This is a genomic window from Streptococcus sp. DTU_2020_1001019_1_SI_AUS_MUR_006 (assembly GCF_032340315.1).
Lineage (GTDB): Bacteria > Bacillota > Bacilli > Lactobacillales > Streptococcaceae > Streptococcus.
Window position 1 is genome coordinate 1372788 of sequence record NZ_CP135436.1, and the last position, 25441, is coordinate 1398228.

Here is a 25441-nt window from a genome sequence, read left to right on the forward strand (position 1 = left end):
TTTTCAACATCTGATATTATGCGTTTTTCTGATTTTAAAGATTTTTTGCCCATCCTCTTTTCTTAATGTTTGACAAACGCGTCAACCTCAAGTATAGCAGATTGAACTTGGAATAGTACACTAAAGATTCTAAAACATTTTTAGAAATTGATTTGACTTTCCTAATCTCTTTGTTCATGTCTTATTTCAATCAACTATACAAGTTTGGGAATCGGTATTTCTGGGCGGAAGGTTATTATGTGAGTACAGTAGGTCTCAATGAAGCCACAATTAAGAAATATATTCAAGATTAAAGAAATTATCCAGTGGATGATTTCTAAACGAGTATGAAAATTTGAAAATAAGTAAAGCATGATCTATCACTAGATAAATTGAGTGTAAAAGAATATGAGGATCCCTTTAGGGATAGTAGCAAGTAATACTCACGCCTTTTTAAGAGGCAAGTGACGAGTCAAGAGCAATGAGGCTTGAACAAGGTGAAAGCCAGCGTCTTTAGGCGCTGGCTGGTAATTTGGGCTTATAGCGTTAGTGCAAACCACCCGTTAGATGGGTGGTTATGTTTTTTTGATTTTTTTCAATTTTTATTCTACAATAAAATTATATGAAGAGAAGGCGGTAACAATATGCTTAATGCGAAAATTTTTTATATATTTTTATTTTTGATCGTTGTCGAAACTACAGGCTTGTTGTTGTTGAAAAGAGGTCTCGAAATGGGTTATTTAGACACAAAAGCTATTATCCTCGCAATTTTTTCATTTGCTTTTTACAACCTATGTTCATTCGTTTGGGTCTACTTTACAATAAAAAACAATAAAAAATAAATAGACGTATTTTTAGTCAGAACCTCTCAAAAAACGCATTTTCTTGCACCTGCTCCGTAAATGTGTTATACGGATTCTGCGAAAAAGTGATAGTTTTCTAAGCCATGAGCAATGGAAAAGCACCAGCAGTACGAATGCTGAGGCTTTTTTTACGTGGTTGCAAATCACGTCCGGCCCAGTGGCACTTAATCATCACCTTTCTTATCTAGCCAGACATAAGAAACTCAAATAGTAGGTTCAGATGATTATCGCTATGTAAAAATTCCTAAATCATGGGTTCATTTCAAAGAAATTGAAGGTGGAGATGATATTCAGTACTGTGATGGGACGGATGTCAATATTGTAACTCTCAATACCTTTAAACCTTAGCAGTTTGGTATTAGTGAAAGTGAATATGCAGCTCTTGAAACTGTTCAAATTTCAACTAGCATTTATGAATCTAAACAGAAAAGTCAAGACTTTTCCAAGGTATGGGGGTCAAAATCAACTATCGGAGGCTATGAGGCATACGTAGTAAACTGTATTGCGAAGAATGGTAAATATCTAATTATCTGGGTATTTAAATCCGATGATGGCAAGTTTAGATACGTTTCTCTCGAAGGTGTTCCAGAGGTATTAAAAAATCTCCTTCCAATGGTTGAAGAAAGTTGGACCAATAAAAAGAGTTAATATCGTGAAAACAGGAGGCATTCCTGTTTTTTGTTTTACTTATTAAGAAATTTATAAAAAATATGTTTGAAATTAGCAAATGTTTAAAACGTAAACAAAAAAACAAAAACCAAACAAAATACAACAAAAAAACATTGACAACGGTTTCATATAGTGTTATACTTATACCATAAAAGTTAAATGTGAAGGGAGAAGGTCATGGGATTAGATCATTTCTTTGACAAAGACTTAGTCTTTTGCTTAGAAGCAGATAATCAAAAGCAACTATTCGATCAAGTTGCAACCCTATTGGAAGAAAAGAAAGTTGTTACAGAGACCTATCGATCGGCCTTGATTGAACGTGAAAAATCGTTCCCAACTGGTTTGGATATGGAGTTTTTAGGGAAGGATTTGCCTAACGTAGCTATTCCTCATACTGATACAATTCATAATCTAACTGAAAATGTTGTCGTGGTTCGTCTGGAAAAACCAGTAACGTTCCACAATATGATTGCCCCTGATAAGGAAGTAGAAGTATCATTACTCTTCTTTATCATCAACAATTCAAGCTCAAGTCAAACAAATATTCTTGCGCAGTTGATGGACTTCTTTACAGGCAATGGTCATCTTGAAGCGCTCTCTAAGATTACGGAACCTGAAGCTTTGTTCCAATACATCTCAGAAGCGACTGCTTAATTTGTTAATAATTTTTATATAAAAACGGAGGAAATCCAAATGATTAAAATTCTTGCTGCTTGTGGTGCAGGTGTTAACTCAAGCCACCAAATTAAAAGTGCTCTTGAAGAAGAACTTTCTAACCGTGGGTACGATGTTCAATGTGATGCTGTTATGGTAAAAGATGTCAATGAAGACTTGATTAAAGGTTATGATATCTTTACACCAATCGCTGCTACTGATTTAGGTTTTGAACCAGGTATCCCAGTTGTTGAAGCAGGACCAATCTTGTTCCGTATTCCAGCTATGAGCGCTCCAGTTTATGACAATATTGAAGCAGCTATCAAAGAACATGGTCTAAGCTAATTATTAATTTGTAAATATTCCATAAAAATAAAGGGAGGAAAATTATGGATATCATTATCGAACTAGCCAATAAGCTGTTCAAACCTATCTTGGAAATGGGTGGACCGATCATCATGCTGATCATTTTGACATTATTGGCTCTACTTTTTGGAGTGAAATTCTCCAAAGCGCTTGAAGGTGGTATCAAACTTGCCATCGCTCTTACTGGTATCGGTGCTATCATCGGTATGTTAAATGGTGCTTTCTCAGCGTCTCTTGCAAAATTCGTTGAAAACACTGGTATTCAATTGAATATTACCGACGTTGGTTGGGCACCACTTGCTACAATCACTTGGGGTTCAGCTTGGACACTTTACTTCTTGCTTGTGATGTTGATCGTCAACATTGTCATGCTTGCAATGAAGAAAACTGATACACTTGACGTCGATATCTTTGATATCTGGCACTTGTCTATCACAGGTCTTTTGATCAAATGGTATGCTGACAACAATGGAGTTAGCCAAGGAGTTTCACTCTTCATCGCGACTGCAGCAGTTGTTCTTGTTGGGGTTCTTAAAATCATCAACTCTGACTTGATGAAACCAACATTTGATGACCTTCTTAACGCACCAAGTTCATCACCAATGACTTCAACTCACATGAACTACATGATGAACCCAGTTATCATGGTTTTGGATAAGATTTTTGATAAACTCTTCCCAGGTCTTGATAAATACGACTTTGACGCTGCTAAATTGAATAAACGAATCGGTTTCTGGGGATCTAAATTCTTCATCGGTTTCATCCTTGGTATCGTTATCGGTTTGATGGGAACTCCACATCCAGTTCCTGGTGTTGAAGGTGCTGATAAATGGGAACTTGTTATTAAAGGTTGGTTGTCACTTGGTTTGACTGCCGGTGTCTGCTTGGAGCTCTTCTCATTGATCGGTTCATGGTTTATCGCAGCCGTAGAACCACTTTCACAAGGTATTACAAACGTTGCTACTAAACGTCTTCAAGGACGTAAATTCAACATTGGTCTTGACTGGCCATTTATCGCTGGTCGTGCTGAAATCTGGGCTTGTGCTAACGTACTTGCACCAATCATGTTGGTTGAAGCTGTGCTTCTTTCAAATGTCGGAAATGGTATCTTGCCACTTGCTGGTATCATCGCAATGGGTGTAACTCCAGCTCTCTTGGTAGTTACTCGTGGTAAATTGCTCCGTATGATTATCTTCGGAACACTCTTGTTGCCACTCTTCCTTCTTTCAGGTACACTTATCGCACCATTTGCAACAGAACTTGCTAAAGGTGTAGGTGCCTTCCCAGAAGGTGTAAGCCAAACTCAGCTCATTACTCACTCAACACTTGAAGGACCAATCGAAAAACTTCTTGGTTGGACAATTGGTAACACTACAACTGGTGATATCAAAGCAATCCTTGGTGCTGTAGTATTCCTTGCTTTCTATATCGGTATCTTTGCTTGGTACAGAAAACAAATGATCAAACGTAATGAAGAATATGCAGCAAATGCAAAATAATTCGCTCCTAAAAATGTAAATTGTAAAAACTAGGTTGTCAGTTTCCAAGTATGGAGTCGGCAATCTAGTTTTTTTAGGGAAAAAATTAATGGAGGTAACCCTAGTGATTGAATTACAATCAGAACAGTTAAGTGTACAATTTCAGACCTTTGGAGGTGCTCTTACCTCAATAAAAGACAAGGATGGAATTGAGTACTTGTGGCAAGGAGATTCAACTTACTGGAGCGGTCAAGCACCTGTTCTATTTCCAATTTGTGGATCTGTTAGAAATGATACTGTCCTATATAATCAAGAAGATGGTAGTCAAGTAAAAGGTAAAATTCCACGTCATGGTCTAGTACGAAAAAAAGAATTTGAATTAGTGGATCAAACGGATAACTCGGTTACTTTTGCGATTGAAGACGATCAAGAAATGTATGAGAATTATCCCTATCATTTTCGCTTAGAAATAACTTATATAGTTACTGGAAAAACTATTCGTACACAGTATAAAGTTACCAATAAGGAAACAGATAAGAAAATGCCTTACTTTATTGGTGGACATCCTGGATTTAACTGTCCTTTATTTGATGATGAGGCTTATGAAGACTACTATCTTGAATTTGAAAAAGCTGAAACATGTACAGTTCCAAAACCATTCCCAGAAACAGGAATGTTAGATTTTCAAGATAGAAGTAGCTGGTTAAAAGACCAAAAAGAATTGGATCTAAACTATGATTTCTTTAGCTATGATGCTGTGACTTTAGATGAATTAGCATCTCGCTCTGTTTCTTTAAGATCACGCAAGCATGAAAAGGGATTGAAACTAGACTTTAAAGAGTTTCCAAACCTCATCGTTTGGTCAACTCTCAATAAAGGTCCCTTCCTTGCTCTTGAACCTTGGTCAGGTTTGTCAACATCACTCGAAGAGGGCGATCATCTAGAAGATAAGAAAAATGTTCGAATTTTAAATCCAAGTCAAAGTGATCAAATTGGTTTTGACATAGAAATTTTCTAAAAAATAAACAAAAACAAACACAAACTGTTGACTTTTTTAAACAATAGTAGTATATTATGTTTAGAAAGAACAATTTGTGTTTGTTTTAACAAGTTATTCTTCCAATTTCTCCAAGGAGAAGTTACAAAGAGTGATTAGATGAATCATTCTTAAACTAAAATAGTCAACAAAAACTACCAGTAACTACTTGGTAATGGTCATTTTCTTTCCAGAACCAAAAAATTTTTACTGGTCTATTATAAAAAAGGAGTATACAATATGTCTATTGTTATTGGTGCAGATGCTGCAGGTTTGAGATTGAAAGAAGTCGTTAAAGATTTCTTGGAAAAAGAAAACTTCCACGTTGTGGATGTTACAGCTGAAGGTCAAGACTTCGTTGATGTAACTCTTGCAGTTGCTGAAGAAGTTAAAAAAGAAGAACAAAACCTTGGTATTGTCATTGATGCTTATGGTGCTGGACCATTTATGGTTGCAACTAAAATCAAAGGAATGGTTGCTGCAGAAGTATCTGACGAACGTTCAGCTTATATGACTCGTGGTCACAACAACTCACGTATGATTACCATGGGTGCTCAACTTGTTGGTGACGAATTGGCTAAGAACATTGCTAAAGGTTTTGTAAATGGTAAGTATGACGGCGGTCGTCACCAAATCCGTGTCGACATGTTGAACAAAATGTGCTAATACTCTTCAAAAATCAAGATAATCTGTCGTCAGCTCACTTTAGCTAACCTCAGTTATGCTCGCAGCTCGCTTCCTAAGCTAATCTTGATTTTTCTTGAGTAAGGATAAATGATATTAGATTTATATAATTAATCGGAGGGAATAACTAATGAGAATTGCAATTGGATGTGACCACATCGTAACAAATGAAAAAATGGCGGTTTCAGAATTTTTGAAATCAAAAGGACATGAAGTCATCGACTTTGGTACTTATGACCACGCTCGTACCCACTACCCAATCTTTGGTAAAAAAGTTGGTGAAGCAGTAGTTAGTGGCCAAGCTGATCTTGGTGTATGTATCTGTGGTACTGGTGTAGGTATCAATAACGCTGTTAACAAAGTTCCAGGTGTTCGTTCTGCTTTGGTTCGTGATATGACAACAGCTCTTTACGCTAAAGAACAATTGAATGCCAACGTTATCGGATTTGGTGGTAAAATCACTGGTGAATTGCTTATGTGCGATATCATTGAAGCTTTCATCAATGCTGAATACAAACCATCTGAAGAAAATAAAAAATTGATCGCTAAAATCCAACACGTTGAAACTCATAACGATCATCAAACAGATGCCAACTTCTTTACAGAGTTCCTTGAAAAATGGGATCGTGGTGAATACCACGACTAAGAGGTGACTTATGATTTTAACAGTCACAATGAACCCATCCATTGATATTTCCTATCCTTTGGATGAATTGAAAATTGACACTGTCAACCGTGTTGTAGATGTAACTAAAACGGCTGGTGGTAAAGGTCTTAACGTTACTCGTGTCCTATCAGAATTTGGTGACTCCGTAGTCGCAACAGGACTTGTCGGTGGTAAACTTGGTGATTTTTTAGTAGAAAATATTGATGATAAAGTAAGCAAACGTTTCTTCTCAATTCAAGGTGAAACCCGTAACTGTATCGCAATTCTACATGGAGAAAACCAAACAGAAATCCTAGAAAAAGGTCCTGAAGTTCAAGAAAAAGAAGGTCAAGATTTCTTGGCTCATTTCAAAGAACTTTTAGAGACTGTAGAGGTAGTGGCCATTTCAGGTAGTCTACCTGCAGGACTTCCAGTTGATTACTATGCTAGTTTAGTTGAACTTGCGAATCATGCTGGGAAACCTGTTGTATTGGACTGTTCAGGCGCTGCACTTCAGGCAGTTCTTGAGTCTCCACATAAACCAACAGTCATCAAACCAAATAATGAAGAATTATCTCAACTTTTAGGAAGAGAAATTTCTAAAGACTTGGATGAATTAAAAGAAGTTCTTCAAGAACCACTATTTGATGGAATCGAGTGGATTATCGTTTCCTTAGGTGCTAACGGAGCATTCGCTAAACACGGTAACACTTTCTACAAAGTAGATATTCCAAGAATTCAAGTAGTAAATCCAGTCGGTTCTGGCGATTCTACAGTGGCAGGTATTGCTTCAGGTCTTTTCCATAAAGAAACGGATCAAGAACTGTTGATCAAGGCAAATGTCCTTGGTATGCTTAATGCTCAAGAAAAAATGACCGGTCATGTCAATATGGCTAACTATCAAGGTCTATATGACCAATTAATTGTAAAAGAGGTATAAAATGGTTTTAACAGAAAATAAACGCGCTTGTATGCAAAAACTCTCTGATGAGAATGGTATCATCTCAGCTCTTGCTTTTGACCAACGTGGTGCTTTGAAACGCCTTATGGCTCAATACCAAACAGAAGAGCCAACAGTAGCTCAAATGGAAGAACTTAAAGTTTTGGTAGCAGATGAGTTGACTAAATACGCTTCATCTATGCTTCTTGACCCTGAGTATGGACTTCCAGCTACAAAAGCTCTTGATCCAAAAGCTGGTCTTCTCCTTGCTTATGAAAAAACAGGTTACGACACAACAAGTACAAAACGTTTGCCAGACTGCTTGGATGTTTGGTCTGCAAAACGTATCAAAGAACAAGGTGCAGATGCTGTTAAGTTCTTGCTTTACTATGATGTAGACAGCTCTGACGAACTTAATCAACAAAAACAAGCCTACATCGAACGTATCGGTTCTGAGTGTGTGGCGGAAGATATTCCATTCTTCCTTGAAATTCTTGCTTACGATGAAAAGATTGCGGACGCAGGTTCTGCCGAATACGCTAAAGTAAAACCACACAAGGTTATTGGTGCGATGAAGGTCTTCTCAGACCCACGTTTCAATATCGATGTCTTGAAAGTGGAAGTTCCAGTTAACGTTAAATACGTTGAAGGATTTGGCGATGGAGAAATCGTTCATACACGTGAAGAAGCAGCTGCTTTCTTCAAAGCCCAAGACGAAGCTACTAACCTTCCTTACATCTACTTGAGTGCAGGTGTGTCAGCTAAGCTCTTCCAAGAAACTCTTGTATTTGCCCACGAATCAGGCGCAAACTTCAATGGTGTTCTTTGTGGACGTGCAACATGGGCTGGATCAGTTGAAGCTTACATCAAAGACGGTGAAGTAGCAGCTCGCGAATGGCTTCGTACAACTGGATTTGAAAACATCGATGAACTTAACAAGGTTCTTCAAACAACAGCTACTTCTTGGACTGAACGTGTCTAAATTTCCCCCCTTTTATGTCCTAAAACCTAGCTAAAAAACTTTTAAAAAAAGTTGTATGTAAAGGTTTACAAAAAATCATTCTTGTGATATACTAAAGTCACAAGTTAATACAAAGTGAGTGTTACTAAGTAATATTAGGCATGATCACAGATGACTCAGATGTATATTTTCTGAGTTCATTTGTGGTCATTTTTTATGCTCACAAAACTTAAATAATAGGGCAAGGAGGTTGCCATGTATCGGATATTAAATCCAATGAATAACAATGTTTCTCTCGTGCGTAATAGTAAGGGAGAGGAGTTGATCGTAATTGGTAAGGGGATTTCATTCGGTAAGAAGAAGGGAGATTTGATTTCTGAGGATCAGGTTGAAAAAGTTTTTCGGATGAAAACAGAAGAGTCGCGAGAAAATTTTATGGCTCTTCTCAAGGATGTACCGCTTGATTTTATTACGGTCACTTATGAGATTATTGATAATCTTTCTAAAAAATATCAATATCCTGTCCAAGAGTATCTATACGTCACTCTGACAGACCATATCTATTGTTCTTATCAGGCTATTAGTCAAGGACGCTATAAGGATAGTAACTTGCCTGATATTTCTACCAAGTATCCTATCGCTTTTCAAATTGCACAAGAAGCTTTTGAAATTTATCGTCAAAAACTGACAGAAAATTTTCCTGAAGACGAGATCATTCGTATCGCTTATCACTTCATCAATGCAGAAGGTGAAAATGAAGTCGAAGTTGTTGAGTCGATTGATAAGAGAAAGGAAATTTTAAAGAGAGTTGAAAGCGTTTTGAAGAGTTATAAAATCCAGCGAACACCTGAAAATAATAATTTCTACGATCGCTTTATGATTCATCTCAATTATTTTTTGGATTATCTGGATCGTAGTCGCGATGATAATCAATCCTTGCTCGATATGGAAGAACATATCAAGAATACCTATCCAGAAGCATTCGAGATTGGTAGCAAAATTTATGAAGTCATTGCTCAGGAAACTGGTCTTGATCTCTGTAAGAGTGAACGAGTTTACCTGGTTCTACATATCCAACGTTTATTGTCATAACATTTATTAAAAAATATATAAGGAGAAATCTATCATGAATAGAGAAGAAGTAACATTGTTAGGTTTTGAGATTGTTGCCTATGCTGGCGATGCTCGTTCAAAACTATTGGAAGCTTTGAAGGCTGCTGAAGCAGGTGATTTTGCGAAAGCGGATAGCTTAGTTGAGGAAGCTGGTAGCTGTATCGCTGAAGCTCACCACGCGCAAACTAGCTTGTTAACTAAGGAAGCTGCAGGTGATGATTTGGCTTATAGCGTGACTATGATGCATGGCCAAGATCATCTGATGACTACAATCTTGCTAAAAGATTTGATGCATCATTTAATTGAACTTTATAAAAGAGGAGCTAAATAATGAATAAGTTAATTGCCTATATCGAGAAAGGGAAGCCTTTCTTTGAAAAACTATCTCGAAATATCTATCTTCGTGCTATTCGTGATGGATTTATCGCTGGAATGCCAGTCATTCTCTTCTCAAGTATTTTTATCTTGATTGCTTTTGTTCCAAACTCTTGGGGCTTTAAATGGTCTGATGAAGTAGTAGCTCTTTTGATGAAACCTTACAGCTACTCTATGGGGATTCTAGCAGTCTTGGTAGCTGGTACCACTGCTAAATCTTTAACAGACTCCGTCAATCGTAGTATGGAGAAAACCAACCAAATCAACTATATGTCAACGCTATTGGCAGCTATTGTTGGTTTGCTAATGTTGGCAGCTGACCCAATCGAGGGTGGTTTTGCGACAGGATTCCTTGGAACAAAAGGGTTGCTTTCAGCCTTCCTGGCAGCTTTTGTAACTGTAGCTATCTATAAGGTTTGTGTGAAGAACAACGTTACTATTCGCATGCCTGACGAAGTTCCACCGAATATCTCACAAGTCTTTAAAGACGTTATTCCGTTTACGCTTTCAGTTGTTTCTCTTTATGCTCTTGACTTGCTCGCTCGTCAATTTGTTGGTGCAAGCGTTGCAGAATCAATTGGTAAATTCTTTGCTCCATTATTCTCAGCAGCAGACGGTTATCTTGGTATTACTATTATCTTTGGTGCTTTTGCCTTCTTCTGGTTTGTCGGTATTCACGGCCCATCTATCGTTGAACCTGCCATTGCAGCGATCACTTATGCAAATGCCGAAGTCAACTTGAACCTTCTTCAACAAGGTATGCACGCTGACAAGATTCTTACTTCTGGTACACAAATGTTTATCGTCACTATGGGTGGTACAGGAGCAACTCTTGTAGTTCCATTCATGTTTATGTGGTTGTGTAAGTCTAAGCGTAACCGTGCCATCGGACGTGCTTCAGTAGTTCCAACCTTCTTCGGTGTAAATGAACCAATCTTGTTTGGTGCACCACTTGTTTTGAACCCAATCTTCTTCATTCCATTTATCTTCGCACCTATTGCAAACGTATGGATCTTTAAGTTCTTTATCGAAACTCTTGGCATGAACTCATTTACTGCCAACCTTCCATGGACTACGCCTGGACCTCTAGGTATTGTTCTTGGTACAAACTTCCAGTTCTTGTCATTTGCTCTTGCAGCATTGTTAATCGTAGTGGATATTGCAATCTACTATCCATTCCTTAAAGTTTATGACGAACAAATTATTGAAGAAGAACGTTCAGGTAAAGCTAACGATGAATTAAAAGAAAAAGTAGCCGCAAACTTCAATACTGCTAAAGCTGATGCTATCCTTGAAAAAGCTGGAGTAGAATCAGCACAAAATACAATCACTGATGAAACAAACGTACTCGTTCTTTGTGCAGGTGGTGGAACAAGTGGACTTCTTGCAAGTGCTTTGAATAAAGCAGCAGCAGAATACAATGTTCCAGTTAAAGCTGCAGCAGGTGGCTATGGAGCCCACCGTGAAATGTTACCAGAGTTTGATTTGGTTATCTTAGCACCACAAGTTGCTTCAAACTTTGAGGATATGAAAGCTGAAACAGATAAACTTGGAATCAAATTGGCTAAGACTGAAGGAGCTCAATACATCAAGTTGACTCGTGATGGTAAAGGTGCTCTTGCATTTGTTCAAGCTCAATTCGATTAACGATAGGGACTATGAAATAGTTTCCTCTCGTTACGGAAATCGCTATGTCGAATTTCCTAATCGCCTTGTTAATATTCGTCGGTAAAAAGATATCGTTTTTACCTCCTCATGTCACAATTCGATTAATAATAGGGACTATGAAATAGTTTCCTCTCGTTACGGAAATCGCTATGTCGAATTTCCTAATCGCCTTATTAATTCGTCGGTAAAAAGATATCGTTTTTACCTCCTCATGTCACTATTTGGTGACTTGGTACAAGAAGTGAGATGGAGATGGATGGCTCACTAACTCCTCTCCCCTCACTTTTCATTTAATACAATCAAGAAATAGGTGAAAAAATGACAAAAACACTTCCTAAAGATTTTATTTTTGGTGGGGCAACGGCTGCCTATCAAGCGGAAGGAGCTACCCATACTGACGGAAAAGGACCAGTTGCTTGGGACAAATACTTAGCTGATAACTATTGGTATACAGCAGAACCAGCAAGCGATTTCTACCATAAATATCCAGTAGATCTTCAGTTAGCTGAAGAGTATGGCGTCAATGGTATTCGTATTTCAATCGCTTGGTCACGGATTTTTCCGACAGGATATGGTGAGGTAAATCCTAAAGGTGTCGAGTTTTATCATAATTTATTTGCTGAATGCCACAAGCGCAATGTAGAACCTTTTGTAACCCTTCATCACTTTGATACACCTGAAGCTCTTCACTCAAATGGAGACTTCTTAAATCGTGAAAACATCGAACACTTTGTAGATTATGCTGCATTCTGTTTTGAAGAATTCCCAGAAGTAAACTATTGGACAACCTTTAATGAAATTGGTCCAATCGGTGACGGTCAATACTTGGTCGGTAAATTCCCACCAGGTATTCAATATGACCTTGCGAAAGTCTTCCAATCCCACCACAATATGATGGTTTCTCATGCTCGTGCTGTGAAATTGTACAAAGACAAAGGCTATAAAGGTGAAATCGGGGTTGTTCACGCCCTTCCAACTAAGTATCCATTGGATCCTAAAAATCCTGCAGACGTTCGTGCTGCTGAGTTGGAAGATATCATCCACAACAAATTTATCTTGGATGCTACATACCTTGGACACTATTCAGATGCAACAATGGAAGGTGTAAACCACATCTTATCAGTAAATGGTGGTAGCTTGGATCTTCGTGACGAAGACTTTGCAGCACTTGAAGCAGCTAAAGATTTGAACGACTTCCTTGGAATTAACTACTACATGAGTGACTGGATGGAAGCCTTTGATGGTGAAACTGAGATCATCCATAATGGTAAAGGAGAAAAAGGAAGCTCTAAATACCAAATCAAAGGTGTTGGACGTCGTGTATCTCCTGACTATGTACCTCGTACTGACTGGGACTGGATCATCTACCCTCAAGGTTTGTATGATCAAATCATGCGTGTTAAGAAAGATTATCCAAACTACAAGAAGATCTACATCACTGAAAACGGACTTGGATACAAAGATGAATTTGTGGACAACACTGTTTACGATGATGGCCGTATTGATTATGTGAAACAACACTTGGAAGTATTGTCTGATGCGATTGCAGATGGTGCAAACGTCAAAGGATACTTCATCTGGTCATTGATGGATGTCTTCTCATGGTCAAATGGTTATGAAAAACGCTACGGTCTCTTCTATGTGGATTTTGAAACGCAAGAACGCTATCCAAAGAAATCGGCTCACTGGTATAAAAAATTAGCTGAGACGCAAGTGATTGAATAGTACAACTAGTTATTAGGTATAGAATTTAAGCGAGGAAAGTTTATGCTAAAAGATTTTATCAAATCAATCTATGAAAAAGTTTATATTATTAACTTTGAACATTGCTCTCATGTACCATCCTTGACCAAGGAGCAACTTGCAAGTCTTGGAAAATGGTATGTCTCGACGGGTAAGGAGTGGATTTGTCATTCAGACTATGAATTTGAAGAATTTCAAAAGCTATTTTTAAATTTTGTCAACGCAGAAGATAAGGATAACATTTCCTTTGTTTCGGATTTTATGCCATTTCAACACTAAAATATTATAAAGAGGAATCTATCTCATACTAGGGGATATTCCTCTTTTTTATCTAGATTTTACCTGAAAGACAAAAAAATTCTTGACAGATTTATGTTATAGGAGTAAACTATTAACTAGTTAAATAACTGGTTAAGTACATAAAAAGGTAACTCACTCGCTCAAATCTTGTTTGATAAATAGAAAATAGAAGGAGGAGTTTTAAAAGTGAGTTATTTTTCTAAATAGATATTTAACCGGTTAAGGAAGTCTTTTAGGAAAAAGTGTAGTTCTTCTTTAACGAATAAATGAAATAGGAAGTGTGTTTAGATGAAAATCAATAAAAAATATGTTCTTGGTTCCGTAGCTCTTTTAGCCTTAAGCCTTTCAAGTTATGAATTGGGGCGTTACCAAGCGGTACAGACTAGCAAAGAGTCTAATCGTGTGTCTTATATAGAAGGGAATCAGGCTAGTGCTAAGACTGAAAATCTGACACCAGATGAGGTTAGTCAGCGAGAGGGGATTAATGCTGAACAAATTGTTGTTAAAATTACCGATCAAGGCTACGTAACTTCACATGGAGACCATTATCATTACTTTAATGGCAAGGTTCCTTATGATGCTATCATTAGTGAAGAACTTCTGATGAAAGATCCGAATTATCAGTTGAAGGATTCAGACATTGTCAACGAAGTCAAGGGTGGTTATGTCATTAAGGTTGATGGTCGCTATTATGTATACCTCAAAGATGCATCCCATGCAGAAAATATTCGTAGTAAGGATGAGATCAATCGTCAGAAGCAAGAACACGGACATGGTAGTGGAACAAAAGTTAGCAATGAAGTCACTCTAGCAAGGGCTCAGGGACGTTATACGACGGATGATGGCTATGTTTTTAATGCAAGTGATATTATTGAGGATACTGGCGATGCTTACATCGTTCCACATGGCAATCACTTCCATTATATTCCTAAGAGTGACTTGTCTGCCAGTGAATTAGCTGCGGCCCAAGCCTTCCTATCTGGTAAAGGTGGCCAAACAAGCTCAGTTGGGTATCGTCCGTCAACAAATTCTTCTAGCAGCTCATCAGAGGCATCGAATAGTAGTTCATATGGACAAACAAATCATAGTAATGTTGAGACAAATATTAGAAGATGGGCTCCAACTGTTAGCCCACAAGTGGATAATAGTTATCAAGCAAGTCCAAGTGAAGACGTATCTAGTCTTTTGAAACAACTTTATGCCTTGCCACTCAGCCAACGACATGTGGAATCAGATGGGCTTGTCTTTGATCCAGCGCAAATTACAAGAAAAACTGCGAATGGTGTTGCAGTGCCACACGGGGATCACTACCATTTTATCCCATATAGTCAGATGTCAGCTTTGGAAGAAAAAATTGCACGGATGATTCCAGTTGGTAATCAAAAAAAAGTTTCTGTTCCTGGAGCTACTAGTTTACAGCCAAATCTTATTTTGAAGCCAGTCCCTCGGCCTGTCCCAAATTTGCAACCAGCACCAGTTCCACTTCCTGATAACCATTCTAATGAGGAGCTTGCCAAACAAGTAGTCAGAAAAGTTGGTCAGGGGTATGTCCTAGAAGAAAAGGGAGTTTTACGTTATGTCTTGATTAAGGATTTGTCTAAAGAGAATCTTATAGCTTTTGAGAAAAAAATAAATAAGGTGGTTACACCATCTCATACCTTGGCGGAGAAGAAAAGCACAATAGCTCCTCGAAATCAGGAATTCTATGATAAGGCTTATAGTTTGTTGGAGAAAACGCATAGGAACCTACTTGAAAATAAGGGACGGCTATCTGACTTCCAGACTTTAGATCAATTGCTAGAAAGATTAAATGATGAACATGTAAACAAGGTAGCCTTTGTAGATGATTTGCTTAAATTTATTGCACCGATTAATCATCCAGAACGTCTTGGTAAGCCAAACTCACAAATCGAGTATAGTGACGATGAAGTTCGTGTAGCTCAGCTAGCGGATAAGTACACAACATCGGATGGTTATATCTTTGATGCCCATGATATTATCAGTGACGAGGGAGATGCTTATGTAACGCCACATATGGGGCATAGTCACTGGATTGGTAAGGATAGTTTGTCCGATAAAGAAAAATCGGAAGCTCAAGTCTATACCAAAGAGAAAAATATCAACCCTCCATCTGAAGATAGTGCTACTCAAGCAAATCCAAATGGGGAAAGCGCAGCATCCATTTACGAACGCGTTAAAGGTGAAAAACGAATTCCATTGGTTCGTTTACCTTATAATGTTGAACATACTGTAGCAATAAAAAATGGTAATCTAATTATTCCTCACAAGGATCATTACCATAATATCAAGTTTGCTTGGTTTGACGACAAATCTTATAAGGCACCGAATGGTTATAGTCTTGAAGACTTATTTGCAACGATTAAGTACTATGTAGAACACCCAGATGAACGTCCACATTCAAATGATGGTTGGGGAAATGCTAGCGAGCATGTCTTGGGTAAAAAAGATAATAGTCAAGATCCTACTAATAACTATAAACCAGAGGAAGAACCTGAAGAGGAAAGTCCTGTTGAACCAGAAGAACCACAGGTTGAGACTGAAAAGGTAGAAGCTAAGCTCAAAGAAGCAGAGGAACTATTAAAGACAGTCACAGATGCAAACCTTAAATCCAATGCTAGCGAAACCTTGGTTGGTTTGCGAAATAATCTGACTTTGGGAACTATGGATAACAATGGTATTATGGCTCAAGCTGAAAATCTCACAGCCTTACTAAAAAATAGTAAGCCTAAAACAAGTCAAAACGATTAAAATTCGTGAGTTAAAAATAACCAGTGAGAACTGAAAATGAAATCTAGTTCTCACTTTTTTCATGAAAATGCACAAAAAATATTGACATTTTAAATTTTTAGGAGTAAAATGTTTACTAGTTAATTAAATGGTTAAATACTAGTTAAGGAGTTGTTATGAAAAAAAGAAGTATCCTATGGCTCATGCTTGCCTTCCTTGCTCTCGTTTTAGGAGCTTGTGGACAGAAGATCAGTCAAGATAAGAGTGATGAAACTAAAGGGATGAAAATTGTGACCAGTTTTTATCCTATCTATGCTATGGTCAAGGAAGTATCTGGTGACTTGAATGATGTTCGGATGATTCAGTCAAGTAGCGGAATTCACTCCTTTGAACCTTCAGCAAATGACATTGCTGCCATCTATGATGCAGATGTCTTTGTTTACCATTCTCATACGCTCGAATCTTGGGCAGGAAGTTTAGATCCCAATCTTAAAAAATCTAAAGTTAAGGTTTTAGAGGCTTCTGAGGGAATGACTTTAGACCGCGTCCCAGGGCTAGAAGATGTGGAAGCAGGGGATGGAGTTGATGAAAAAACGCTCTATGACCCTCACACTTGGCTAGATCCTGAAAAAGCTGGCGAAGAAGCTCAGATTATCGCTGATAAACTTTCAGAGGTGGATAGTGAGCATAAAGAAACTTACCAGAAAAATGCGCAAGCCTTTATCAAAAAAGCTCAAGAATTGACTAAGAAATTCCAGCCTAAATTTGAAAAAGCGACTCAGAAAACATTTGTAACACAACATACAGCCTTTTCTTATCTAGCGAAGAGATTTGGACTTAATCAACTTGGTATTGCAGGCATCTCTCCTGAACAAGAACCAAGTCCACGACAACTAACAGAAATTCAGGAATTTGTTAAAACTTATAAGGTTAAAACGATTTTTACAGAAAGTAATGCTTCTTCAAAAGTAGCTGAAACTCTTGTCAAATCAACAGGTGTGGGTCTTAAAACTCTGAATCCTTTAGAGGCAGACCCACAAAATGACAAGACTTATCTAGAAAATCTAGAAGAAAATATGAGTATTTTAGTAGAAGAATTAAAGTGAGGAAAGAATGAAAATCAATAAAAAATATCTAGCTGGGTCAGCAGCTGCACTTGTTTTAAGTGTCTGTGCTTATGAACTAGGTTTGCATCAAGCCCAAACTGTAAAAGAAAATAACCGTGTTTCATACATTGATGGTAAACAACCGAGTCAAAAGGCAGAGAACTTGACACCAGATGAAGTTAGTCAGCGAGAGGGGATTAATGCTGAACAGATTGTCATCAAGATTACGGATCAAGGCTACGTAACTTCACATGGGGACCATTATCATTACTATAATGGCAAGGTTCCTTATGATGCTATCATCAGTGAAGAATTGCTAATGAAAGATCCGAATTATCAGTTGAAGGATTCAGATATTGTCAATGAAATTAAGGGTGGCTATGTGATTAAGGTTGATGGTCGTTATTATGTATACCTCAAAGATGCATCCCATGCAGAAAATATTCGTAGTAAGGATGAGATCAATCGACAGAAGCAAGAACACGGACATGGTAGTGGAACAAAAGTTAGCAATGAAGTTACCTTAGCAAGGACTCAGGGACGTTATACAACGGATGACGGCTATGTTTTTAATGCAAGTGATATTATTGAGGATACTGGCGATGCTTACATCGTTCCACATGGCAATCACTTCCATTATATTCCTAAAAGTGACTTATCAGCTAGCGAACTTGCTGCGGCCCAAGCCTTCCTATCTGGTAAAGGTGGCCAAACAAGCTCAGTTGGGTATCGACCGTCAACAAATTCTTCTAGCAGCTCATCAGAGTCATCGAATAGTAGTTCATATGGACAAACAAATCATAGTAATGTTGAGGCAAATACTAGAATATGGATCCCAAGTGTTAGCCCACAAGTGGATAATAGTTATCAAGCAAGTCCAAGTGAAGACGTATCTAGTCTTTTGAAACAACTTTATGCCTTGCCACTCAGCCAACGACATGTGGAATCAGATGGGCTTGTCTTTGATCCAGCGCAAATTACAAGAAAAACTGCGAATGGTGTTGCAGTGCCACACGGAGATCATTACCACTTTATCCCTTATTCTCAAATGTCTGATTTAGAGCAGAAGATTGCGAGAATGATTTCTGAAAATTATCAAGGAAATCATACTACTGCAGGTGGTAAAGAATTAAAACCAATTCCGACTCCAATCCCTGCTCCAGAGCCTACCCCAATACCAAGTCCACAACCTGTACCAAATCCTCAACCAGCTCCAAGCAATCCAATTGATGGAAAATTGGTAAAACAGGCGATTCGAAAGGTGGATGATGGTTATGTCTTCGAAGAGAATGGAATTTCGCGTTATATTTCTGCCAAGGAACTTTCAGCAGAAACTGTTGCAGCCATTGATAATAAACTTGCCAAACAAGAAAGTTTGTTTCATGAGTTAGGAGCTAAGAAAACCAATCTTGCATCTGCTTATCAAAAATTTTACAACAAAGTTTATGATTTACTAGCAACAGTTCATCAAGATTTGATTTCCAATAAAGGGCGCCAAGCTGATTTTGACGCTTTGGATAGACTATTGGAACGTCTCAACGATGAGTCAAGTGATAAAGTCAAGTTAGTTGATGATATCCTTGCTTTTCTAGCGCCGATTCGTCATCCAGAACGTTTAGGAAAACCAAATGCACAAATAACTTACACAGATGATGAGATTCAAGTAGCCAAGTTGGCAGGCAAGTATACAACAGAAGATGGCTATATCTTTGATCCTCGTGATATCACCAGTGATGAGGGGGATGCCTATGTAACTCCGCATATGAGCCACAGTCATTGGATTAAGAAAGATAGTTTGTCTGAAGCTGAAAGAGCAGCAGGTCAAGCTTATGCTAAAGAGAAAGGTTTGACACCTCCTTCAACAAATCATCAAAGTTCAGGAAATACTGAAGCTAAGGGAGCAGAAGCGATTTACAATCGAGTAAAAGCAGCTAAGAAGGTACCACTTGATCGTATGCCTTACAATCTCCAACATACTGTGGAAGTTAAAAATGGAAGTTTGATTATACCTCATTATGACCATTACCATAACATCAAATTTGAGTGGTTTGACGAAGGACTTTATGAGGCACCTAAGGGGTATACTTTAGAAGAGCTATTTGAAACTGTGAAGTATTATGTCGAACATCCAAACGAACGTCCGCATTCAGATAGTGGTTGGGGCAATGCGAGCGACCATGTTCACAGAAACCACAATAGTCAAACTGCTAACAATCAAACAGAGAAACCAACAGAGGAGAAACCTCAGACAGAAAAAATTGAGGAGGAAAAACCTCGCGAAGAAAAACCGAAAAATGAGAAAGCAGAATCTCCAAAACCAAAAGGACCAGGGGAATCAGAAGAAGAATCACCATCGGAACCAGAGGAACCTCAGGTTGAAACTGAAAAGGTTGAAGAAAAACTGAGAGAGGCGGAAGAGTTACTTAAAAAGATTCAGGATCCAATTCTTAAGTCTAATGCCAACGAAACTCTCACAGGATTAAAAAATAACCTGTTATTTGGTTCTCAGGACAACAATACTATTATGGCAGAAGCTGAAAAGCTATTAATCTTGTTAAAGGAGAGTAAGTAACTATACAACTATTATAGAAGATAAAAAGGGAGCAGAATATGGATTCTGTTCTCTTTTTTATGAAATTGTGTAAAAATTCTTGACATATTTTCTAAATAAAGATAAACTATTTACTAGTTAATTAAATGGTTAAATACTAGTTAAGGAGTTGTTATGAAAAAAAGAAGTATCCTATGGCTCATGATTGCCTTATTTGCTCTTACCATAGGAGCATGTGGACAAAAGACCAGTCAAGACAAGAGTGATGAAACTAAAGGTATGAAAATTGTGACCAGTTTTTATCCTATCTATGCCATGGTCAAGGAAGTATCTGGTGACTTGAATGATGTTCGAATGATTCAGTCAAGTAGCGGAATTCACTCCTTTGAACCTTCGGCAAATGATATCGCAGCAATATATGATGCCGATGTTTTTGTCTATCATTCTCATACACTAGAGTCATGGGCGGGAAGTTTGGATCCAAGCCTGCAAAAATCCAAGGTAAAGGTCTTAGAAGCATCAGAAGGTATGACCTTGGAGCGCGTGCCTGGCTTAGAAGATATGGAAGCTGGAGATGGGATTGATGAGAAGACCTTGTACGATCCTCATACTTGGTTAGATCCTGAAAAAGCTGGCGAAGAAGCACAGATAATTGCTGATAAGTTATCCGAACTAGACAGTGCTAACAAGGATACCTATCAGAAAAATGCACAGAACCTTAGTGCCAAGGCTCATGACTTAACTAAGAAATACCAACCCATCTTTGAAAAAGCAAATCAAAAGACATTTGTGACCCAACACACAGCCTTTTCATATTTGGCAAAACGATTTGGACTCAATCAGCTTGGGATTTCAGGAATATCTCCTGATCAAGAACCAAGTCCAAGACAACTAACAGAAATTCAGGAATTTGTTAAAACCTATAAGGTTAAAACGATTTTTACAGAAAGCAATGCTTCATCTAAGGTAGCGGACACACTTGTCAAATCAACAGGTGTGGGTCTTAAAACCCTCAATCCTTTAGAGGCAGACCCACAAAATGACAAGTCCTACTTAGAAAATTTAGAAGAGAATATGGCTATCTTAGCTGAAGAATTGAAATGAGGAGATTATGAAGATTAATAAAAAATATCTAGCGGGATCTGCAGTGGTCCTTGCCTTAAGTGTTTGTGCTTATGCTTTAAATAAACATCAAGCACCTGAGAAAAAAGATGACAACCGTGTATCCTACGTTGATGGTAAAGAGTCTGAAGCTAAAAAGAATGAAACTCTGACACCAGACCAAGTTAGCAAGAAGGAAGGCATAGAAGCTGAACAGATTGTTACCAAAATCACTGATCAAGGTTATGTGACTTCACACGGCGACCATTTCCATTACTATAATGGTAAGGTGCCTTATGATGCTATCTTTAGTGAAGAACTGGTCATGAAAGATCCAAACTATCAGCTGAAGGATGAAGATATTGTCAATGAGATTAAAGGTGGCTATATCATCAAAGTTGATGGCAAATACTATGTCTATCTAAAAGATGCTAGCCATGCAGATAATGTTCGTACCAAAGACCAAATTGAGCGTCAGAAACGAGAAGGCACATCAGATAGAGGAAATGAAACTAAGGAAGTCCTTGCTGCACGAGCTCAAGGCCGATATACAACGGATGATGGTTATGTCTTTAATGTTGCAGATATCATTGAAGATACAGGTGATGCCTATATCGTTCCTCACGGTGGACATTATCACTACGTTCCAAAGAGTTCACTTTCCTCAAGCGAGTTGGCTGCTGCACAAGCCTATCTGGCTGGCAGGAGAAGTCAACCGAGTGTGACGGACTATAAACCGAATCCAAGTGTTGAACCAAGTCCTCAAGCAGATAACTCAGCTACAAACAAACCAGTAGCTCAAGTGGACGACCTTCAAAGTCTTCTTGCTCAGTTATATGCTTTACCAGTTAGTCAACGCTATCGAGAATCTGATGGTTTGGTATTTGATCCAGCTAAAATTACCAGTCGTACACCATCAGGGGTGGCAATTCCACACGGTAATCACTACCATTTCATTCCCTATAGTAGTATGTCTGCTTTGGAACAAAAGATTGCTCGTTTGATGCCACTTTCAGGTCTTGTAACACCATCAAATCCTTTAGAAACTCCAAGCAAACCTAGTGGAGATCATGAGCACAACCATGACCATGAAGATGCTAATCATGACCATCATAATGATGGAGAAGAACATGATCATGGATTTGCAGCTGAGCGAGTGATTAGTGAGGATGAGCAAGGTTTTGTGGTTTCACATGGAGATCATGCCCACTATTTCTTTAAAAAAGATTTGTCAGCAGAGCAGATAAAGGCAGCGCAAGAACATTTACATGGTCACCATCAGGCAGAGCCTGTAAAACCTCTTGCCAAGACTGTAGAAAGTTTCTCTCGAGATGCCAGCGATGAAGAAAAGATAGCTTATATCTCTAAAACCTATGGTGTTCCGCTTGAAGCTATCCGAATTTCAAATGGATTCTTTGTATTTGGAAATCCAGACCAGGCTTATGACCCAACTCACATTCACCCTTATGCAGTTCGAAAAGAACACGTTCGTATTCCGCTTCAAACAGGCGATGCAGAGCTTGATTTCCTAAACGAACTCTATACAACTGCACTTCGGGATGGTGTCTCTCCATATAGTTTGCAGGTGGAAAATGGCAGCTTCGTCATTCCTCACGGAGACCATAATCACTACATTAAAGTACAGACTAAAGGTTATGAAGTGGCTTTAAAACATAAGATTCCTGCCTTGCAATCCAACTACCAACCAGGTGCCTTTGATGAAGCTACTGTTCAGAATAAAATTGATCAACTTTTAGCAGAAAGTCGCGAAGTTTACAAGGATAAACCAATTTTACAAAGACAAATTGAGCTTGCCTTGGGACAATTCTCTGAAAATATGAAGAAGCTCTCAACAAACTCTACAGCTGGTTATCTGGCTGCTTTAGATCTCTTTGACAAGCAGTATATCCATGTTGATGCTAGCGTAAAACCAACAGAAATCAGTCCTTTAGATAAGAAATATCAAGCTTTAGTAGATAAGATTAATATCTTGGATACGGATGCTTATGGACTTCCTAAGAAGGATCTCTTGGCTCAGCTCCAAGAAAATAAATTGGCTCAAGATGAGGCTGGATTAGATGCAGTAGAAGCAAAACTAGAAGCCTTACAGGACTTTAATGATCGAACTGGAGTTACAACAGTCGAGTACATTAAGTATTTCTATCAACATCTGTCAGATGGTCGTTTAAATGATACTCTTAGAAATAAGGTTGCCAACTTAACTTGGACCCTTTATCAGTCACAATCCTTCCTTAAGGCGACTGACTTAAACAAACTCTTCCCTGAAATCTATCAAACAAAATTAGAGGTAGAAGAAGCAGTGAAGAATGAATCTGTTGCTCATAAACCTTCTGAAACAATTTTAGATACTGAAAAAGTGGATGGTCACAGTGCTAAAACGGCAGTCTATGAATTTTTGAAAGGTTTGTATGATGATATTAAACCTGAGGAACAAAGTAATCATGTTCGAAAAGGTCAAGTAGTAGAACTCTTAACGAAAGCTGAAGAGTTAGTGGCTCAAGTCAAAGAAGAGGGAGTCAAAGCTTCCCTTGCTGACGAAGTGAAAAATCTGAAAGCTGCTCTAGAAAAAGACGATGCAGACCTTGATGAACTAAACACACAAGTTCAAGATCTTCTAAAACGAATTTCACAAACCATTCAGACTGAACGTGAGAATGCCAACCAAGACCCAGAGGTTTTAGTTCTTTATCAAAAACTATACAACGGAGTTATTGCCCTTCATACTTATTTAGAAATGAATAATGGTTCTGATGCTGACTTTGAAAAAGTAGATGCCTTGTTTGATAAATTGTCAGCTGCAAGCAAAGACAAGCAAGCTCTTCTAGCTCTTGCTCAAGAAATTGTCTCATTAAACCAGGAATTTCAATCTAAAGTCAAGCCAGCTGAAGTTAACACCGAAACAGCCAATAAAGAAACAAACGATAAACAAGCTGAGTCAACCTTAACTCCTGCAACTACATCTTCAGAAACAAGAGAAAAAGTAGCAGAATAACAAAAAGTTCAGTCAACTACCGTGTCAAAAGTAGATGCTGATAAAAAAAGAGGTCGGGAATTTTTTCCCGATCTCTTTAGTCTTTATAAGCTACAATTCCAATGATAGTATCAACTGCACGCTCCATGGTTTGAAGACTAACATATTCAAAACGACCGTGCATATTTTCACCACCGGCGAAGATATTTGGCGTAGGAATTCCCATAAAGGAAATCTTAGACCCATCTGTTCCACCACGGATAGGCTCAATAATTGGAGTAATATCAAGACTTTCCATTACTGATTTAGCGATGGTGATTGGAGTCATATCCTTTTCAATGACTTCCTTCATGTTGTAATATTGGTCTGTCAAAGTCAAGGTTACACGATCGCTACCAAGTTCTTGGTTCATCTTATCAGCAATAGCTTGCATGGCAGCTTTACGCGCTTCGAAGCTTTCTTTTTCAAAGTCGCGAATGATGTAGCTAGCACGCGCTTCCTCAACAGTACCAGTTATATCCATGAGATGGAAGAAACCTTGGTAACCCTCAGTCAACTCAGGTCGGTCACCAGCTGGAAGTTGATTGTGGAAGTTGATGGCTAACTGGAGAGCATTGACCATTTGTCCTTTAGCTGTTCCTGGGTGAACATTACGGCCTTGGAAGTGAAGTTCAGCTCCTGCAGCAGAGAAGGTTTCATACTGCAATTCTCCAAGAGGTCCGCCGTCAACTGTATAAGCAAAGTCAACATTGAAGTCCTCTGCATCAAATTTGTTGGCACCAACGCCGATTTCTTCATCGGGACCAAAGCCGACACGGATTTCACAGTGCTTTATTTCAGGATGAGCGTTCAAGTATTCGATAGCTGTCATGATTTCAGCGATACCAGATTTGTCATCAGCGCCGAGAAGAGTAGTTCCATCTGTAGTAATTAAAGTTTGGCCATGGTATTTCTCTAAGCTCTTAAAATCTGCTGGATCAAGTTTGAAACCAGAATTCCCAAGCTCTATAACACCACCGTCGTAGTTTTCAATAACTTGCGGGTTAACACCTTCAGCATTAAAATCAGCTGTATCCATGTGGGAGATAAAACCAATCTTACGAGTCAAACTTGGGTCGTTGGCTGGTAAGGTTCCGATAGCAAAACCGTTTGGTAGATAGTAGACATTTTGCAAACCGACACGTTTCATCTCAGGGATGAGGACATTGGTTGCGAAGTCTACTTGACTTTGGGTACTTGGTGTAGTGGTTGAATGTTCGTCAGAACGAGTATTGACTTTGACATAAGTCAAAAAACGCTCCAACAATGTTGGATATTTCATCGTAACTCCTTTTTCCTTCTTTTAAAACCATTGTATCATAGAAAGAAGAGAAAAACAAAAGTCAGAAGGGAGGTAACATTCTTATGTTAGCGTTTACTTATGGCTGTTTTAGTGATACAATAAAAAAGATAAAAATATCACAAGGAT

The 25441-nt window shown here is 38.3% G+C and carries 19 protein-coding genes and 2 pseudogenes; 20 read left to right on the forward strand and 1 reads right to left on the reverse strand.

Annotation, left to right across the window (positions count from 1 at the left end):
• Window positions 1-188: 188 nt before the first annotated feature.
• The 20 genes and pseudogenes from RRU92_RS06580 to RRU92_RS06675 all read left to right on the forward strand — a co-directional run.
• Window positions 189-419 (forward strand): annotated as a pseudogene (locus tag RRU92_RS06580) (hypothetical protein); the annotation flags it as partial.
• 621 nt (window positions 420-1040) lie between these two features.
• A pseudogene (locus RRU92_RS06585) lies at window positions 1041-1490 on the forward strand (hypothetical protein); the annotation flags it as partial.
• 198 nt (window positions 1491-1688) lie between these two features.
• Window positions 1689-2165, forward strand: coding sequence for a PTS sugar transporter subunit IIA (locus RRU92_RS06590; RefSeq protein WP_311522730.1), 477 nt, complete (start codon window positions 1689-1691; stop codon window positions 2163-2165).
• Between the two features lie 39 nt (window positions 2166-2204).
• Window positions 2205-2510 (forward strand): PTS sugar transporter subunit IIB, encoded by a 306-nt coding sequence (locus RRU92_RS06595; protein WP_000590576.1) that lies wholly within the window; start codon window positions 2205-2207, stop codon window positions 2508-2510.
• Window positions 2511-2554: 44 nt separating this feature from the next.
• Window positions 2555-4030 carry a PTS galactitol transporter subunit IIC gene (locus RRU92_RS06600; RefSeq protein WP_315639044.1) on the forward strand — a complete coding sequence of 492 codons (1476 nt, stop codon included), beginning with the start codon at window positions 2555-2557 and terminating at the stop codon, window positions 4028-4030.
• 88 nt (window positions 4031-4118) lie between these two features.
• Window positions 4119-5027 (forward strand): aldose 1-epimerase family protein, encoded by a 909-nt coding sequence (locus tag RRU92_RS06605; protein ID WP_315639045.1) that lies wholly within the window; start codon window positions 4119-4121, stop codon window positions 5025-5027.
• Window positions 5028-5285: 258 nt separating this feature from the next.
• Window positions 5286-5711 carry a galactose-6-phosphate isomerase subunit LacA gene (gene lacA / locus RRU92_RS06610; protein ID WP_000029280.1) on the forward strand — a complete coding sequence of 142 codons (426 nt, stop codon included), beginning with the start codon at window positions 5286-5288 and terminating at the stop codon, window positions 5709-5711.
• A 148-nt stretch (window positions 5712-5859) separates the two neighbouring features.
• A complete protein-coding gene (gene lacB / locus RRU92_RS06615; RefSeq protein ID WP_001216925.1) occupies window positions 5860-6375 on the forward strand; it encodes a galactose-6-phosphate isomerase subunit LacB in 516 nt (171 codons plus the stop codon).
• A gap of 10 nt (window positions 6376-6385) precedes the next feature.
• On the forward strand, window positions 6386-7315 hold the full coding sequence (locus RRU92_RS06620; RefSeq protein WP_223339540.1) for a tagatose-6-phosphate kinase: 930 nt from the start codon (window positions 6386-6388) through the stop codon (window positions 7313-7315).
• A gap of 1 nt (window position 7316) precedes the next feature.
• Window positions 7317-8297 carry a tagatose-bisphosphate aldolase gene (gene lacD, locus RRU92_RS06625; RefSeq protein WP_315639046.1) on the forward strand — a complete coding sequence of 327 codons (981 nt, stop codon included), beginning with the start codon at window positions 7317-7319 and terminating at the stop codon, window positions 8295-8297.
• A gap of 234 nt (window positions 8298-8531) precedes the next feature.
• Window positions 8532-9368: a transcription antiterminator gene (locus tag RRU92_RS06630; protein WP_315639047.1), complete on the forward strand. Its 837-nt coding sequence runs from the start codon at window positions 8532-8534 to the stop codon at window positions 9366-9368.
• A 34-nt stretch (window positions 9369-9402) separates the two neighbouring features.
• Complete coding sequence (locus RRU92_RS06635; RefSeq protein ID WP_045763395.1) at window positions 9403-9720, forward strand: PTS lactose/cellobiose transporter subunit IIA; 318 nt, start codon at window positions 9403-9405, stop codon at window positions 9718-9720.
• Window positions 9720-11411: a lactose-specific PTS transporter subunit EIIC gene (locus RRU92_RS06640; protein ID WP_315639048.1), complete on the forward strand. Its 1692-nt coding sequence runs from the start codon at window positions 9720-9722 to the stop codon at window positions 11409-11411. The genes RRU92_RS06635 and RRU92_RS06640 overlap by 1 nt, the downstream gene beginning before the upstream one ends.
• Window positions 11412-11750: 339 nt before the next feature.
• Window positions 11751-13157: a 6-phospho-beta-galactosidase gene (gene lacG / locus RRU92_RS06645; RefSeq protein WP_315639049.1), complete on the forward strand. Its 1407-nt coding sequence runs from the start codon at window positions 11751-11753 to the stop codon at window positions 13155-13157.
• Window positions 13158-13199: 42 nt separating this feature from the next.
• A complete protein-coding gene (locus RRU92_RS06650) occupies window positions 13200-13454 on the forward strand; it encodes a DUF3884 family protein (RefSeq protein WP_075231579.1) in 255 nt (84 codons plus the stop codon).
• A 309-nt stretch (window positions 13455-13763) separates the two neighbouring features.
• The gene (locus tag RRU92_RS06655) at window positions 13764-16244 is read left to right on the forward strand and encodes a pneumococcal-type histidine triad protein (RefSeq protein WP_315639052.1); all 2481 of its coding nucleotides are present in this window, start codon (window positions 13764-13766) and stop codon (window positions 16242-16244) included.
• Window positions 16245-16399: 155 nt separating this feature from the next.
• Entirely contained in the window at window positions 16400-17329 is a 930-nt protein-coding gene (locus tag RRU92_RS06660; protein WP_315639053.1) for a metal ABC transporter substrate-binding protein, read from the forward strand.
• Between the two features lie 7 nt (window positions 17330-17336).
• A complete protein-coding gene (locus RRU92_RS06665) occupies window positions 17337-19901 on the forward strand; it encodes a pneumococcal-type histidine triad protein (protein ID WP_315639054.1) in 2565 nt (854 codons plus the stop codon).
• A gap of 153 nt (window positions 19902-20054) precedes the next feature.
• Window positions 20055-20984 (forward strand): metal ABC transporter solute-binding protein, Zn/Mn family, encoded by a 930-nt coding sequence (locus tag RRU92_RS06670; protein ID WP_315639055.1) that lies wholly within the window; start codon window positions 20055-20057, stop codon window positions 20982-20984.
• Window positions 20985-20991: 7 nt separating this feature from the next.
• A complete protein-coding gene (locus RRU92_RS06675) occupies window positions 20992-23994 on the forward strand; it encodes a pneumococcal-type histidine triad protein (protein ID WP_315639056.1) in 3003 nt (1000 codons plus the stop codon).
• A gap of 76 nt (window positions 23995-24070) precedes the next feature.
• Here RRU92_RS06675 and pepT read toward each other — a convergent pair whose 3' ends face one another.
• Window positions 24071-25294, reverse strand: coding sequence for a peptidase T (gene pepT, locus RRU92_RS06680; RefSeq protein WP_248034346.1), 1224 nt, complete (start codon window positions 25292-25294; stop codon window positions 24071-24073).
• Window positions 25295-25441 lie beyond the last annotated feature (147 nt).

What these genes read in the sequence shown, in the direction of transcription:
- RRU92_RS06600 (WP_315639044.1), top strand. Translation starts at nt 2,555, where the DNA reads ATGGATATCATTATCGAACTAGCCAATAAGCTGTTCAAACCTATCTTG.
- RRU92_RS06665 (WP_315639054.1), top strand. Translation starts at nt 17,337, where the DNA reads ATGAAAATCAATAAAAAATATCTAGCTGGGTCAGCAGCTGCACTTGTT.
- RRU92_RS06670 (WP_315639055.1), top strand. Translation starts at nt 20,055, where the DNA reads ATGAAAAAAAGAAGTATCCTATGGCTCATGATTGCCTTATTTGCTCTT.
- RRU92_RS06675 (WP_315639056.1), top strand. Translation starts at nt 20,992, where the DNA reads ATGAAGATTAATAAAAAATATCTAGCGGGATCTGCAGTGGTCCTTGCC.
- RRU92_RS06590 (WP_311522730.1), top strand. Translation starts at nt 1,689, where the DNA reads ATGGGATTAGATCATTTCTTTGACAAAGACTTAGTCTTTTGCTTAGAA.
- lacA (WP_000029280.1), top strand. Translation starts at nt 5,286, where the DNA reads ATGTCTATTGTTATTGGTGCAGATGCTGCAGGTTTGAGATTGAAAGAA.
- RRU92_RS06605 (WP_315639045.1), top strand. Translation starts at nt 4,119, where the DNA reads ATGGAGGTAACCCTAGTGATTGAATTACAATCAGAACAGTTAAGTGTA.
- lacB (WP_001216925.1), top strand. Translation starts at nt 5,860, where the DNA reads ATGAGAATTGCAATTGGATGTGACCACATCGTAACAAATGAAAAAATG.
- lacG (WP_315639049.1), top strand. Translation starts at nt 11,751, where the DNA reads ATGACAAAAACACTTCCTAAAGATTTTATTTTTGGTGGGGCAACGGCT.
- RRU92_RS06650 (WP_075231579.1), top strand. Translation starts at nt 13,200, where the DNA reads ATGCTAAAAGATTTTATCAAATCAATCTATGAAAAAGTTTATATTATT.
- RRU92_RS06660 (WP_315639053.1), top strand. Translation starts at nt 16,400, where the DNA reads ATGAAAAAAAGAAGTATCCTATGGCTCATGCTTGCCTTCCTTGCTCTC.
- RRU92_RS06655 (WP_315639052.1), top strand. Translation starts at nt 13,764, where the DNA reads ATGAAAATCAATAAAAAATATGTTCTTGGTTCCGTAGCTCTTTTAGCC.
- RRU92_RS06595 (WP_000590576.1), top strand. Translation starts at nt 2,205, where the DNA reads ATGATTAAAATTCTTGCTGCTTGTGGTGCAGGTGTTAACTCAAGCCAC.
- RRU92_RS06640 (WP_315639048.1), top strand. Translation starts at nt 9,720, where the DNA reads ATGAATAAGTTAATTGCCTATATCGAGAAAGGGAAGCCTTTCTTTGAA.
- RRU92_RS06635 (WP_045763395.1), top strand. Translation starts at nt 9,403, where the DNA reads ATGAATAGAGAAGAAGTAACATTGTTAGGTTTTGAGATTGTTGCCTAT.
- RRU92_RS06620 (WP_223339540.1), top strand. Translation starts at nt 6,386, where the DNA reads ATGATTTTAACAGTCACAATGAACCCATCCATTGATATTTCCTATCCT.
- lacD (WP_315639046.1), top strand. Translation starts at nt 7,317, where the DNA reads ATGGTTTTAACAGAAAATAAACGCGCTTGTATGCAAAAACTCTCTGAT.
- RRU92_RS06630 (WP_315639047.1), top strand. Translation starts at nt 8,532, where the DNA reads ATGTATCGGATATTAAATCCAATGAATAACAATGTTTCTCTCGTGCGT.
- pepT (WP_248034346.1), bottom strand. Translation starts at nt 25,294, where the DNA reads ATGAAATATCCAACATTGTTGGAGCGTTTTTTGACTTATGTCAAAGTC.